Genomic DNA, 12,914 nt, shown 5'->3' with positions numbered 1-12,914 from the left:
GACTGACCGCAGCGTTTCCCTCCTGGAGGCGCATCGGTACAAGTTGGGAACTACTAGCAATGATCCAAACTGAATCCCGGCTCGAAGTGGCCGACAACACAGGCGCGAAGTCCGTCCTGTGTATCAAGGTGCTCGGTGGCTCCAAGCGGCGTTATGCCAGCGTGGGCGACGTCATCAAGGTCAGCATCAAGGAAGCCGCTCCGCGTGGTCGCGTCAAGAAGGGCGAGATCTACAGCGCAGTGGTGGTCCGCACCGCCAAGGGCATCCGTCGCGCCGACGGTTCCCTCGTCAAATTCGATGGCAACGCAGCCGTGTTGCTCAACGCCAAGCTGGAGCCAATCGGCACCCGCATCTTCGGACCGGTGACGCGCGAGCTGCGTACCGAAAAGTTCATGAAGATCGTGTCGCTGGCACCCGAAGTTCTGTAAGGACAACAACGCCATGAACAAGATTCGCAAAGGCGACCAGGTCATCGTGTTGGCCGGGCGCGACAAGGGCAAGCGGGGCACCGTCTCGCTGCGCAAGGACGATTCGCACCTCGTCGTCGAGGGCGTGAACATCGTCAAGAAGCACGCCAAGCCGAACCCCCTCAAGGGTACGACCGGCGGCATCGTCGAAAAGACCATGCCCATCCACCAATCCAACGTGGCGATCTTCAATGCCGCGACCGGCAAGGCCGATCGCGTGGGCATCAAGATCACCCAGGGTGCTGACGGCAAGCGCGTAGCTGTTCGCGTCTTCAAGTCCAGCGGCGACGAAATCAAGTTCGCCTAAGAGGTACTCACATGGCACGTCTCCAACAACACTATCGCGAAAAGATCGCGAAAGACCTGACGGAAAAGTTCGGCTACAAGTCGCCGATGCAGGTCCCCCGCCTCACCAAGATCACGCTCAACATGGGCGTGGGTGAAGCTGTCGCCGACAAGAAGGTTCTCGACAACGCTGTCGCCGACCTGACCAAGATCGCCGGCCAGAAGCCCGTGGTCACCAAGTCGAAGAAGGCCATCGCCGGTTTCAAGATCCGCGAGAACCAGCCCATCGGCTGCATGGTCACGCTGCGTGGCGTGCAGATGTATGAGTTCCTGGACCGTTTCGTGACCATCGCGCTGCCGCGTGTTCGCGACTTCCGCGGCATCTCCGGCCGTGCGTTCGACGGCCGTGGCAACTACAACATCGGCGTCAAGGAACAGATCATTTTCCCCGAGATCGAATACGACAAGGTCGATGCCCTGCGCGGTCTCAACATCAGCATCACGACGACGGCCAAGACCGACGAAGAAGCCAAGGCGCTTCTCGCTGGTTTCCGTTTCCCGTTCAAGAACTGAGGCGAACCGTGGCTAAACAATCCCTGATCCAACGCGAACTCAAGCGCGACAAGCTGGTCGCCAAGTACGCTGCGAAGCACGCGGAACTGAAGGCGATTTCCAACGACCTGAAGAAGAGCGACGAAGAGCGCGCTGCTGCACGCCTGGGCCTGCAAAAGCTCCCGCGCAACGCGAACCCCACGCGCCAGCGCAACCGTTGCGAAATCACCGGTCGCCCGCGTGGCACCTTTCGTCAATTCGGTCTGGCCCGCGCCAAGATCCGCGAACTGGCTTTCAATGGCGACATCCCCGGTGTCACCAAGGCCAGCTGGTAAGCCAGGCAGGAGCAAACAACATGAGCATGAGTGATCCCATTGCCGACCTGCTGACGCGTATCCGTAACGCGCAGATGGTGGCGAAGCCCACTGTGTCGATCCCGTCTTCCAAGGTGAAGGCCGCGATTGCACAGGTCCTGAAGGACGAAGGCTACATCGACAGCTTCGAAGTGAAGACCGAAGCCGGCAAGTCCGAGCTCGTCATCACCCTGAAGTACTACGCTGGCCGTCCGGTCATCGAGCGCATCGAGCGCGTGAGCCGTCCCGGCCTGCGCGTCTACAAGGCCAGCGCTTCCATTCCGCAAGTCCAGAACGGCCTCGGCGTTGCGATCGTCACGACCCCCAAGGGCGTGATGACGGACCGCAAGGCGCGCGCTACCGGTGTCGGTGGCGAAGTGCTGTGCTACGTCGCCTAACCGAGACATCGAGGAGTAACTGAAATGTCCCGAGTAGGAAAAATGCCGATCACCATCCCCGCAGGCGTGGATGTGTCGATCAAGGAAGACCAGATCAGCGTCAAGGGCACGGGCGGCACGCTCAACCTTGCACGCAATGCACTGGTCAAGGTCGTCAGCAATGACGGCAAGCTGAACTTCGAGCCCGCCAACGAGTCGCGTGAAGCGAATGCGATGAGCGGCACGATCCGTCAGCTGGTGAACAACATGGTGGTGGGCGTGACCAAGGGCTTCGAGAAGAAGCTCAACCTGGTCGGCGTCGGCTACAAGGCCGCAGCGTCCAACAACAAGTTGAACCTGCAAGTCGGTTACTCGCACCCGGTCAACATCGAAATGCCGCAAGGCATCACGGTGGCCACTGCGACCCCGACCGAAATCGTGATCAAGGGTGCTGACCGTCAGCGCGTTGGTCAAATCGCCGCTGAGATCCGCGCTGTTCGTCCGCCTGAGCCTTACAAGGGCAAGGGCATCCGTTATTCGGACGAGAAGATCGTGATCAAAGAGACCAAGAAGAAGTAAGGGGCAGCAAAATGATGTTGACCAAAAAAGCACAGCGTCTTCGCCGCTCGCGCCAGACCCGCATCCGCATCGCGACGCAGGGCGTGGCCCGCCTGACGGTGAACCGCACCAACCTGCACATCTATGCCACCGTCATCTCCGACGACGGCACCAAGGTGATTGCCACCGCATCGACGGCCGAAGCCGAAGTGCGCACCGCCCTGGGCGGCTCGGGCAAGGGTGGCAATGCCGCCGCTGCAACGGCCATCGGCAAGCGCATCGCTGAAAAGGCGAAGGCTGCCGGCGTCGAGAAGGTCGCCTTCGACCGCGCAGGTTTTGCGTACCACGGCCGCGTCAAGGCGCTGGCCGATGCGGCTCGCGAAGCCGGTCTGCAGTTCTAACCGGACACGAGATTCAAAATGGCAAAGATTCAAGCAAGAACGCAGAACGAAGGCCCTGAAGACGGTTTGCGCGAAAAGATGATCGCGATCAACCGCGTCACCAAGGTGGTGAAGGGTGGTCGTATCCTCGGTTTCGCAGCACTGACCGTCGTGGGCGACGGCGAAGGCCGCGTCGGCATGGGCAAGGGCAAGTCGAAGGAAGTGCCTGCTGCCGTGCAGAAGGCAATGGAAGAAGCTCGCCGCAACCTGGCCAAGATCGCGATCAAGAACGGCACGCTGCATCACCGCGTGACGGGCCATTGGGGCGCTGCCTCGGTGGTCATGATCCCGGCTCCGAAGGGTACCGGCATCATCGCCGGCGGCCCGATGCGCGCCGTGTTCGAAGTCATGGGCATCACCGACATCGTGGCCAAGAGCCATGGTTCGTCGAATCCCTACAACATGGTTCGCGCCACGCTCGACGGGTTGAAGAACTCGACGACCGCGTCCGAAGTGGCTGCCAAGCGCGGCCTGACCGTCGAAGAAATCTTCGCCTGAGCGCAAGCTCTCTGAAGGAAGCATTCAAATGACGACGCAACAACAAACCCTCAAGGTGCAATTGGTCAAGAGCCCGATTGGCACCAAGGAATCGCATCGCGCGACCGTGCGTGGCCTCGGCCTGCGCAAGCTCAACAGCGTGAGCGAGCTGCAAGACACCCCGGCGGTGCGCGGCATGATCAACAAGATCAGTTATCTGGTCAAAGTTCTGTAAGAGAGACTGATATGGAACTCAATGGCATCAAGCCGGCCGATGGCGCCAAGCACGCCAAGCGCCGTGTCGGCCGCGGTATCGGCTCCGGTATCGGCAAGACCGCAGGCCGCGGTCACAAGGGTCAGAAGTCGCGCGCAGGCGGCTTCCACAAGGTCGGCTTCGAAGGCGGTCAAATGCCGCTGCAGCGCCGCCTGCCCAAGCGCGGCTTCAAGTCGCACCTGCTGAAGTTCAACGCCGAAGTCACGCTGACTGCCCTCGAGCAGCTCGGCCTGGCCGAAGTCGATGTCCTGGCGCTCAAGCAAGCCGGCCTCGTGGGCCAGCTCGCCAAGGTCGTCAAGATCATCAAGACCGGTGAACTCACCAAGGCCGTCAAGCTGACGGGCGTGGGCGCAACCGCTGGTGCCAAGGCTGCTATCGAAGCAGCCGGCGGCAGCATCGCCTGATCACACCGGACTGAAAGAAGTTCTTCGTGGCAACTAACGCGGCAACGATCGCAAAGACAGGCAAGTTCGGTGACCTCCGTCGCCGGCTGGTCTTCTTGCTGCTCGCGCTCGTGGTCTACCGGATCGGCGCGCACATTCCTGTGCCGGGCATCAACCCGGACCAGCTGGCTGCGTTGTTCCAGGGCCAGCAGGGCGGCATTCTGAGCCTGTTCAACATGTTCTCGGGCGGGGCGCTGTCGCGCTTCACCGTGTTCGCGTTGGGGATCATGCCGTACATCTCGGCGTCGATCATCATGCAGCTGATGACCTACGTGCTTCCGACCTTCGAGCAATTGAAGAAGGAAGGCGAGGCCGGACGCCGCAAGATCACGCAGTACACGCGCTACGGCGCGCTCGGCCTGGCCCTGTTCCAGTCGTTCAGCATCGCGGTGGCCCTCGAGTCGTCGGCTGGCCTCGTCATCGCTCCCGGCTTCGGCTTCCGCCTCACGGCAATGGTGAGCCTCACGGCGGGTTCGATGTTCCTGATGTGGCTCGGCGAGCAGATCACCGAACGCGGCCTGGGCAACGGCATCTCGATCCTGATCTTTGCAGGTATCGCGGCCGGCCTGCCGAATGCGATCGGCGGCCTGGCTTCGCTGGTGACCACCGGTGCGATGAACCCGATCATTGCGCTGTTCATCATCGCGGTCGTGGTGCTGGTCACCTACTTCGTGGTGTTCGTCGAACGCGGCCAGCGCAAGATCCTCGTGAACTATGCGCGGCGCCAGGTCGGCAACAAGGTCTATGGCGGCCAGTCGTCGCACCTGCCCTTGAAGCTGAACATGGCCGGCGTGATCCCGCCGATCTTCGCCTCGTCGATCATTCTGCTGCCCGCAACGGTGGTCGGCTGGTTCAGCACCGGCGAAGGTGGTTTCCGCTGGATCAAGGACATTGCCGGCGCACTGCGTCCGGGCGAGCCGATCTACGTGCTGCTGTACGCTGCCGCGATCGTTTTCTTCTGCTTCTTCTACACGGCACTCGTGTTCAACAGCAAGGAAACGGCCGACAACCTGAAGAAGAGCGGTGCATTCATCCCGGGCATCCGTCCGGGTGACCAGACCGCTCGCTATATCGACAAGATTCTGGTTCGCCTGACGTTGGCCGGCGCGGTGTACATCACCTTCGTCTGCCTGCTGCCCGAGTTCCTGATCCTGAAGTACAACGTACCGTTCTACTTCGGTGGTACCTCCCTGCTGATCATCGTGGTCGTCACGATGGACTTCATGGCCCAGGTGCAAAACTACATGATGTCCCAGCAGTACGAATCGCTGCTGAAGAAGGCCAACTTCAAGACATCGTAGGGCTTTGAGTTTTTCGGTATCGAGATTTGGGTAGGGGCGGTGTACCGCCACGTTAAACAGTTTTAGGAGAATGAAATGAGAGTTTCGGCTTCGGTCAAAACCATCTGCCGTAATTGCAAGGTCATCCGCCGTAAAGGTGTGGTGCGTGTGATTTGCACCGACCCGCGCCACAAGCAGCGCCAGGGTTGATTGAAGAGTATTAGAGGACGCACATGGCACGTATTGCTGGCATCAACATTCCGCCGCACAAGCACGCTGAAATCGGCCTGACCGCCATCTTCGGCATCGGTCGCACGCGCGCCCGTCAAATCTGCGAAGCGAGCGGCATCGAATATTCGAAGAAGATCAAGGATCTGACCGACGCCGATCTCGAAAAGATCCGCGACCAGATCGCTCTCTTCACCATCGAAGGCGATCTGCGTCGCGAGACGACGATGAACATCAAGCGTTTGATGGACATCGGTTGCTATCGCGGCTTCCGTCACCGTCGCGGCCTGCCGATGCGCGGCCAGCGCACGCGCACCAATGCCCGCACCCGCAAGGGTCCGCGCAAGGCTGCGCAGTCCCTGAAGAAATAAGGATAGACCAGCATGGCTAAAGCACCTGCAAACAACGCCGCACAGCGCGTTCGCAAGAAGGTTCGCAAGAACGTTGCGGACGGCATCGCCCACGTGCATGCCTCGTTCAACAACACCATCATCACGATCACCGATCGCCAGGGCAACGCCCTGTCGTGGGCTTCGTCGGGTGGCCAGGGCTTCAAGGGCTCGCGCAAGTCGACCCCGTTCGCTGCGCAGGTGGCTTCCGAAGTGGCCGGCCGTGCTGCTGTCGAACAAGGTATCAAGAACCTCGACGTCGAGATCAAGGGCCCCGGCCCCGGTCGCGAATCGTCGGTGCGCGCACTGGCTGCGCTCGGCATCCGGATCAATTCCATTGCCGACGTGACGCCCGTTCCGCACAACGGCTGCCGTCCCCAGAAGCGTCGCCGCATCTGATCGTCAGTCCGCAAGGCGCAGCCGGCTTTTGAGCGGCTGCGCATTTGTTTTTTTACTAAGCCCACCGCCATCCGCGTCCTCGCCGATGGCTCCCGCAGGCAACTGCGGCAGATGACACAAAGGAAAACTCGTGGCACGCTACCTCGGCCCCAAGGCCAAACTCTCCCGCCGTGAAGGCACCGACCTGTTCCTGAAGAGCGCCCGCCGCTCCATCCAGGACAAGGCCAAGTTCGATTCCAAGCCCGGCCAGCACGGCCGCACTTCGGGTCAGCGTACCTCCGACTACGGCCTGCAGCTGCGCGAGAAGCAGAAGGTCAAGCGCATGTACGGCGTGCTCGAGAAGCAGTTCCGCCGCTACTTCGAAGAAGCCGACCGCCGCCGTGGCAACACCGGCGCCAACCTGCTGTTCATCCTCGAATCGCGCCTGGACAACGTCGTCTACCGCATGGGCTTCGGCTCGACGCGCGCCGAAGCACGCCAGCTCGTGTCGCACAAGGCGATCACGGTGAATGGCCAGTCGGTCAACATCCCGTCGTACCTGGTGAAGACCGGCGACGTGATTGCCGTGCGCGACAAGTCGAAGAAGCAGACCCGCATTGCCGAAGCGCTCCAGCTCGCCCAGCAAGTCGGTATTCCGGCATGGGTCGAAGTGAACGCCGACAAGGCCGAAGGCACCTTCAAGAAGGTACCCGATCGCGACGAATTCGCAGCCGACATCAACGAATCGTTGATCGTCGAACTGTACTCGCGCTAAACAGACGCTATCGGGCCGCCCTTCGCGGCCCGCATTTGATTTTTTTGTTCCCATCGGGAGGCACTCCCGACGGGTGCTTCACCAGCCTTACCGGTGTAACGAGCCGGGGGTATTGAGAGGAAGTCTGCATGCAAACCACCCTGCTGAAACCCAAGACCATCCAGGTCGAGCAACTTGCCGCCAACAAGGCCAAGGTCACGCTCGAGCCTTTCGAGCGCGGCTACGGCCACACGCTCGGCAACGCGCTGCGCCGCGTCCTGCTGTCGTCGATGGTCGGTTATTCGGCCACTGAAGTCACGATCGCCGGCGTCCTGCACGAGTACTCGTCGATCGACGGCGTGCAGGAAGACGTCGTCAACATCCTGCTGAATCTCAAGGGCGTGGTGTTCAAGCTCCACAACCGCGACGAAGTCACGCTGAGCCTGCGCAAGGACGGCGAAGGCCCGGTCCTCGCTTCGGACATCCAGACCCCGCACGACGTCGAGATCATCAACCCCGACCACGTGATCGCGCACCTGTCGCAAGGCGGCAAGCTCGACATGCAGATCAAGGTTGAAAAGGGCCGCGGCTACGTGCCCGGCACGATGCGCCGCTACGCCGACGAGCCGACCAAGTCGATCGGCCGCATCGTTCTGGACGCCTCGTTCTCGCCCGTCAAGCGCGTGAGCTACACGGTCGAAAGCGCCCGCGTCGAGCAGCGCACCGACCTGGACAAGCTGCTGGTCGAAATCGAAACCAACGGCGCGATCACGGCCGAAGACGCAGTCCGCGCCTCGGCTAAAATCCTCGTCGAGCAACTGGCCGTGTTCGCACAGCTCGAAGGTGGCGAACTCGCTGCATTCGATACGCCGGCACCGCGCAGCGCACAGCAATTCGACCCGATCCTGCTGCGCCCTGTCGACGAGCTCGAGCTCACCGTGCGTTCGGCCAACTGCCTGAAGGCCGAGAACATCTACTACATCGGCGACCTGATCCAGCGCACCGAGAACGAGCTGCTCAAGACCCCGAACCTGGGTCGCAAGTCGCTCAACGAAATCAAGGAAGTGCTTGCCTCGCGCGGCCTGACCTTGGGCATGAAGCTCGAAAGCTGGCCGCCGGCCGGCCTCGACAAGCGTTGATTTTTTGAAAGAGGGCCCATGAGGGCCCGTGCACCGGGCAGTACCTGATACGGCTGCCTGTTTAATAAAGTAAAGGAAAGCACCATGCGTCACGGACACGGACTCCGCAAACTCAACCGCACCAGCTCGCACCGCCTTGCGATGCTGCAGAACATGATGAATTCGCTCATCGAGCACGAAGTCATCAAGACCACGGTCCCCAAGGCCAAGGAACTGCGCCGCGTCATCGAACCGATGATCACGCTCGCCAAGAAGCCCACGCTCGCCAACAAGCGCCTGGCCTTCGACCGCCTGCGCAGCCGCGACAGCGTCGTCAAGCTCTTCGGCGAACTCGGCCCGCGTTTCGCGGCGCGTCCGGGCGGCTACACCCGCATCCTGAAGATGGGTTTCCGCGTTGGCGACAATGCACCCATGGCGCTCGTCGAACTGGTCGACCGTGCAGAAATTAAAGAAGAAGCAGCCGAACAAGGCGCTGCCGAATAAGGTATAATTCCATCTTGCCGCGCGATGGAGCAGCCTGGTAGCTCGTTGGGCTCATAACCCAAAGGTCGCAAGTTCAAATCTTGCTCGCGCAACCAATTTAAAAGGCCCTTTGATTTTCAAAGGGCCTTTTTTCTTTGGTCCTTCGTCTTGGTTCGGAGAAGCCAATTGTCGATGTCCGCCGGCAACCCACCCGTGACTTTGCGTCCCATGACGGAGCACGACCTCTCTATGCTCCATGAATGGCTCAACCGGCCGCACATCGCCCGATGGTGGGGCGGCGACGAAGCGCGGCCTACCCTTGCCGAGGTCCGTGCGCAGTACGCACCGCAGGTCCTGGCCGAAGCGTCCGTCACCCCGTACATCGCCATGCTGGGAGAGGAGCCGATCGGCTACGCGCAGTCGTACGTGGCAATGGGAAGTGGCGACGGCTGGTGGGAGGACGAGACAGATCCGGGCGTGCGCGGCATCGACCAGTCGCTGCGCAGTGAGTCGCTTCTGGACAAGGGACTCGGCACCCAGCTCGTGCGTGCGATGGTCGCTTTGCTCTTCGCCGATCCGCAGGTCACAAAGATCCAGACCGACCCGTCCCCGGAGAATGCACGCGCCATTCGCTGCTACGAGAAAGCAGGTTTCGTGCAGGTGAAGACGGTGACGACGCCGGACGGGCCCGCCGTCTACATGGTGCAGACACGCGAGGCATTCGAGCGTGCGTCCGGGCGCCCGGCCTGAGCCCCGGGCTGTCCGGCGCCGGCATCGAAGACTCCAGAAAATAACGCCCTCGCGAGGAGGGCGTTCGTGTCGGCTCGTCGCCTCGGTCAGTCCGGAATGACGGCCGTGACTTCGATCTCGATCTTGGCCCGCGGCTCGACCAGCGCCGCCACCTGCACGCAGGTCATGGCGGGAAAGTTGCGCCCCATGGCCTCGCGGTATACCGGCCCGAGTTCGGCCAGTCGCCGGGTGTATTCGTCGCGGTCGGTCACGTACCAGGTCATGCGCACCATGTGCTCGGGGCCCGCGCCGCCTGCACGCAGCACTTCTGCAATGTTGCGCAGCGCGAGCCCGCACTGGTCGATGAAGTCGTCGGACTCGAACTGTTGTTGCGCATTCCAGCCGATCTGGCCGCCGACGAAGACCATGGTACCGCGCGCGGCCACGCCATTCGCATAGCCCTTGGGGGGCAACCAGCCCGGTGGCTGCAAGAGTTTGTTCATCATGATGTGGTGGTGTCGAGTTGTCTCAGTTTGAATCGCTGGAGCTTGCCGGTCTCGGTGCGCGGCAGCACCGGCACGAATTCGATCTCCCGCGGGTATTTGAACGGCGCAATGGTGGCCTTCACGTGGTCCTGCAGCGCCTTGACGAGTGCGGCATCGCCATCGACGCCGGGCTTCAGGACGCAGAAGGCCTTCACGATCATGCCGCGGTCCGCGTCGGGCTTGCCGATCACGCCGCACTCGGCCACGGCGGGATGCTTGAGCAGTGCATCCTCCACTTCCGGCCCGCCCACGTTGTAGCCGGCCGTGATGATCATGTCGTCGGCACGCGCCTGGTAGAAGAAGTAGCCGTCGTCATCCTGCACGAACGAGTCGCCGGGGTAGTTCCAGCCGTTCTTCACGTAATCGGACTGGCGCGGATCGTCGAGGTAGCGGCAGCCCACCGGCCCCTGGAGCGCCAGCTTGCCGACGGTGCCGCGCGGCACTTCGTTGCCTTGGTCGTCCACCACCTTGGCCGTGAAGCCGGGCACCACCTTGCCGACCGCGCCGCGGCGCACCTGGTCGCCCGCGGCGGAAATGTAGATGTGGAACACCTCGGTGCCGCCGATGCCGTCGAGCATCTCGATGCCGGTGGCTTCCTTCCACAGCTGCCGCGTGGCGTCGGGCAGCGCCTCGCCGGCGCTCACGCAGATGCGCAGGCTCGGCGCGCCGTGCTGGCGCACGAAGGGCGCCATCTGGCGATAGAAGGTGGGCGCGGTGTAGCAGATGGTCGCGCCCACTTCGTTGATCAGCTTCACCAAGCCCTCGGGTGTGAAAGGCGCATCGGCAAAGTACACCGAGGCGCCGGTCCACATCGGGAATACCAGCAGTCCGCCGAGCCCGAAGGTGAAGGCGAGCGGCGGCGAGCCGATCACCACGTCGTCGCTACGCGCCTTCAGCACATGGCGCGGCCAGGTTTCGCACATCGCCAGCACGTCGCGGTGCGTGGTGACGGGCGCCTTGGGCTTGCCCGTGGTGCCCGACGTGAAGGCGAGCAAGGCAATGTCGTCCGAGGCCGTGGGGCATGCGGTGAACACGCCGCTCTTGGCGGCCGCGCGCGCCGACAGTGAATCGGGTGCGTCGGGCTTGTTGAACGCGAGCACCGTGGCCAGCACCGGATGGTCCCGTTGCGCGAGCACGAGTTCGTCGAGCAACCGGCCATCGCACAGCGCCGCCACGGGGCGAGACTTCTCGATGATGTCGCCCAGTTCCTTGGCGCGCAGCAGCGGCATGGTGGCGACTGCGATGAGGCCTGCCTTCACCACGGCGAGCCACGACAACGCCATGGCCACCGAATTGCCGCCGCGCAGCAGCACGCGGTTGCCGGGCACGAGGCCGAGGTCTTCGGTCAGCACCTGCGCGATGCGATTGACCTCGAGCGCGGCCTGCGCGTAGGTCAGCGTGCCGGCGGGCGAGCGCAGCATCGGCTTGTCGCCGAAACCCTTCGCAGGCGCCTTGTCCAGGAGCTCCTCGACGAGGTTCAGCTGGTCGGGCAGCTGCAACTCCGGAAGGTCGTAGCGGAAGACCGGCAACTGCCCGGCGGGCGGCAGGCGGTCATGAACGAAGCGATCGACTTGTGCAGACACGATGTTTATCCCCGCAGAACGGATTTGCCGATGATCAGCTGTTGAACTTCCGTCGCGCCTTCATAGATGCGCAGCGAGCGGATGTCGCGGTAGAGGCTCTCGATCTTCGTGCCCACCTTCACGCCGAGGCCGCCGTGCATCTGCAGTGCCATGTCGATCACGCGGCTGGCGTTCTCGGTGGCGCACATCTTGGCCATGGCCGCGGCCGCCGACACGTCGCCCACCGCGGCAGCGCCGCGCTGTTCGGCGTCGTCGCGCATCCACGCGGCGCGGTAAGTGAGCAAGGCCGCACTGTCGATCAAGGCCGCCATCTCGCCGAGCTTGGCCTGCGTGAGCTGGAAATCGGCCAGCGTCTGGCCGAACATGCGCCGGCCCTTTGCGTGCGCGATCGCTTCGGCCAGCGCACGGCGGCCCATGCCGAGTGCAGCCGCCGCGACCGAGGCGCGGAAGATGTCGAGCGTGCGCATCGCCAGCTTGAAGCCGCCGTTGAGTTCGCCGAGCTGCGCGGTGCGCGGCACGATGCAGTTGTCGAAGCGCAAGGTCGCGAGCGGGTGCGGCGCCATCACGTCGATGTGCTGCGAGGTGTCGAGCCCGGCGGTGTCGGCATCGACGATGAAGGCGGTGATGCCGCGCGTGCCGGCCGCCGGCTCCGTCTTCGCGAACAGGCAATAGAAGTCGGCGATGCCGCCGTTGCTGATCCAGGTCTTTTCGCCATGGAGCCGCCAGCCGTCGGGCGTGGCTTCGGCGTGCATGGCCATGGCGGCCACGTCGGAGCCGGCCTCGGGCTCGCTGAGTGCAAAGGCCGCGATCTTGCCGCCCTGGCCCACGGCCGTGAGGTAGTTCGACTGCTGCTCGGGGGTGCCTGCGAGCGTGATCGCGCCGCTGCCGAGGCCCTGCATCGCAAACGCGAAGTCGGCCAGCGGCGAGTGGAAGCCGAGCGTCTCGCGCAGCAGCACCAGCGCACGCGAATCGAGGCGCTCGAGTGCGCCGCCCGCGCTGCCGGGGACGGCGTAGCGCAGCCAGCCGCCGTCGCCGAGCCGGCGCACCCATTCGCGGCATGCGGCGCGGTCGTCGCGCTCGTCGATCTCCTGGGCTGCGCACCAGGGCAGCAGGTCGCGCGCGAGCGAGCGATGGGCTTCATCGAAGAAGGGCAGCGCAAGGTGCGCTGTCGAAGGCGGTGCGGGGATCTTCGTCATCATGG

21 protein-coding genes and 1 tRNA gene are annotated in these 12,914 nt (G+C 63.0%); 19 read left to right on the top strand and 3 right to left on the bottom strand.

All coding sequences use genetic code 11. From position 1 onward, the window contains the following. The first annotated feature begins 59 nt into the window (after positions 1-59). The 19 genes from rplN to ABID97_RS01455 all read left to right on the top strand — a co-directional run bounded on the left by rplN (position 60) and on the right by ABID97_RS01455 (position 9,606). The gene (gene rplN, locus ABID97_RS01545; protein WP_009124801.1) at positions 60-428 is read left to right on the top strand and encodes a 50S ribosomal protein L14; all 369 of its coding nucleotides are present in this window, start codon (positions 60-62) and stop codon (positions 426-428) included. A gap of 13 nt (positions 429-441) precedes the next feature. Beyond that, positions 442-774 carry a 50S ribosomal protein L24 gene (gene rplX, locus ABID97_RS01540; RefSeq protein ID WP_015867799.1) on the top strand — a complete coding sequence of 111 codons (333 nt, stop codon included), beginning with the start codon at positions 442-444 and terminating at the stop codon, positions 772-774. Between the two features lie 11 nt (positions 775-785). Then, the gene (rplE, locus tag ABID97_RS01535) at positions 786-1,325 is read left to right on the top strand and encodes a 50S ribosomal protein L5 (protein ID WP_013544114.1); all 540 of its coding nucleotides are present in this window, start codon (positions 786-788) and stop codon (positions 1,323-1,325) included. Between the two features lie 8 nt (positions 1,326-1,333). Beyond that, a complete protein-coding gene (gene rpsN / locus ABID97_RS01530; RefSeq protein ID WP_015867798.1) occupies positions 1,334-1,639 on the top strand; it encodes a 30S ribosomal protein S14 in 306 nt (101 codons plus the stop codon). 20 nt (positions 1,640-1,659) lie between these two features. Beyond that, positions 1,660-2,055 carry a 30S ribosomal protein S8 gene (gene rpsH, locus ABID97_RS01525; protein WP_354396817.1) on the top strand — a complete coding sequence of 132 codons (396 nt, stop codon included), beginning with the start codon at positions 1,660-1,662 and terminating at the stop codon, positions 2,053-2,055. 24 nt (positions 2,056-2,079) lie between these two features. Next, positions 2,080-2,613: a 50S ribosomal protein L6 gene (gene rplF / locus ABID97_RS01520; RefSeq protein WP_028258412.1), complete on the top strand. Its 534-nt coding sequence runs from the start codon at positions 2,080-2,082 to the stop codon at positions 2,611-2,613. Positions 2,614-2,627: 14 nt separating this feature from the next. Beyond that, the gene (gene rplR, locus ABID97_RS01515; RefSeq protein WP_038111818.1) at positions 2,628-2,993 is read left to right on the top strand and encodes a 50S ribosomal protein L18; all 366 of its coding nucleotides are present in this window, start codon (positions 2,628-2,630) and stop codon (positions 2,991-2,993) included. 18 nt (positions 2,994-3,011) lie between these two features. Beyond that, the gene (gene rpsE, locus ABID97_RS01510) at positions 3,012-3,530 is read left to right on the top strand and encodes a 30S ribosomal protein S5 (protein WP_354396816.1); all 519 of its coding nucleotides are present in this window, start codon (positions 3,012-3,014) and stop codon (positions 3,528-3,530) included. Between the two features lie 28 nt (positions 3,531-3,558). Continuing rightward, positions 3,559-3,744, top strand: coding sequence for a 50S ribosomal protein L30 (gene rpmD / locus ABID97_RS01505; RefSeq protein ID WP_009124818.1), 186 nt, complete (start codon positions 3,559-3,561; stop codon positions 3,742-3,744). Between the two features lie 11 nt (positions 3,745-3,755). Then, the gene (rplO, locus tag ABID97_RS01500; protein WP_055807818.1) at positions 3,756-4,187 is read left to right on the top strand and encodes a 50S ribosomal protein L15; all 432 of its coding nucleotides are present in this window, start codon (positions 3,756-3,758) and stop codon (positions 4,185-4,187) included. A 26-nt stretch (positions 4,188-4,213) separates the two neighbouring features. Continuing rightward, positions 4,214-5,527, top strand: a complete 1,314-nt coding sequence (secY, locus tag ABID97_RS01495; RefSeq protein ID WP_354396815.1) for a preprotein translocase subunit SecY — start codon at positions 4,214-4,216, stop codon at positions 5,525-5,527. 75 nt (positions 5,528-5,602) lie between these two features. Then, positions 5,603-5,716, top strand: coding sequence for a 50S ribosomal protein L36 (gene rpmJ / locus ABID97_RS01490; RefSeq protein ID WP_013544106.1), 114 nt, complete (start codon positions 5,603-5,605; stop codon positions 5,714-5,716). Positions 5,717-5,739: 23 nt separating this feature from the next. Further along, positions 5,740-6,105 carry a 30S ribosomal protein S13 gene (gene rpsM, locus ABID97_RS01485; RefSeq protein WP_013544105.1) on the top strand — a complete coding sequence of 122 codons (366 nt, stop codon included), beginning with the start codon at positions 5,740-5,742 and terminating at the stop codon, positions 6,103-6,105. Between the two features lie 12 nt (positions 6,106-6,117). Continuing rightward, complete coding sequence (gene rpsK, locus ABID97_RS01480; RefSeq protein ID WP_009124825.1) at positions 6,118-6,522, top strand: 30S ribosomal protein S11; 405 nt, start codon at positions 6,118-6,120, stop codon at positions 6,520-6,522. Positions 6,523-6,652: 130 nt separating this feature from the next. Next, positions 6,653-7,276: a 30S ribosomal protein S4 gene (gene rpsD / locus ABID97_RS01475; RefSeq protein WP_013544104.1), complete on the top strand. Its 624-nt coding sequence runs from the start codon at positions 6,653-6,655 to the stop codon at positions 7,274-7,276. A gap of 128 nt (positions 7,277-7,404) precedes the next feature. After that, complete coding sequence (locus ABID97_RS01470) at positions 7,405-8,394, top strand: DNA-directed RNA polymerase subunit alpha (RefSeq protein ID WP_028258417.1); 990 nt, start codon at positions 7,405-7,407, stop codon at positions 8,392-8,394. A gap of 84 nt (positions 8,395-8,478) precedes the next feature. Next, positions 8,479-8,877, top strand: coding sequence for a 50S ribosomal protein L17 (gene rplQ, locus ABID97_RS01465; protein ID WP_354396814.1), 399 nt, complete (start codon positions 8,479-8,481; stop codon positions 8,875-8,877). Between the two features lie 18 nt (positions 8,878-8,895). Continuing rightward, positions 8,896-8,972, top strand: a tRNA-Met gene (locus ABID97_RS01460). Positions 8,973-9,048: 76 nt separating this feature from the next. Continuing rightward, complete coding sequence (locus tag ABID97_RS01455; protein ID WP_354396813.1) at positions 9,049-9,606, top strand: AacA4 family aminoglycoside N(6')-acetyltransferase; 558 nt, start codon at positions 9,049-9,051, stop codon at positions 9,604-9,606. A gap of 86 nt (positions 9,607-9,692) precedes the next feature. Here ABID97_RS01455 and ABID97_RS01450 read toward each other — a convergent pair whose 3' ends face one another. Genes ABID97_RS01450 through ABID97_RS01440 form a run of 3 tightly spaced genes read right to left on the bottom strand, consistent with a single transcriptional unit; the run spans position 9,693 to position 12,912 of the window. After that, positions 9,693-10,091 (bottom strand): RidA family protein, encoded by a 399-nt coding sequence (locus tag ABID97_RS01450; RefSeq protein WP_354396812.1) that lies wholly within the window; start codon positions 10,089-10,091, stop codon positions 9,693-9,695. Beyond that, a complete protein-coding gene (locus tag ABID97_RS01445; protein WP_354396811.1) occupies positions 10,088-11,713 on the bottom strand; it encodes an AMP-binding protein in 1,626 nt (541 codons plus the stop codon). Before ABID97_RS01445 ends, ABID97_RS01450 begins: the two co-directional genes overlap by 4 nt. A 5-nt stretch (positions 11,714-11,718) precedes the next feature. Next, the gene (locus ABID97_RS01440; protein WP_354396810.1) at positions 11,719-12,912 is read right to left on the bottom strand and encodes an acyl-CoA dehydrogenase family protein; all 1,194 of its coding nucleotides are present in this window, start codon (positions 12,910-12,912) and stop codon (positions 11,719-11,721) included. Positions 12,913-12,914 lie beyond the last annotated feature (2 nt).

Origin of the sequence: Variovorax sp. OAS795 (genome assembly GCF_040546685.1) — a bacterium.
Classification (GTDB): Bacteria; Pseudomonadota; Gammaproteobacteria; order Burkholderiales; family Burkholderiaceae_C; genus Variovorax.
Note: the sequence above shows the minus strand (reverse complement) of the source record. Positions and strands in the feature narration are given on the sequence as shown.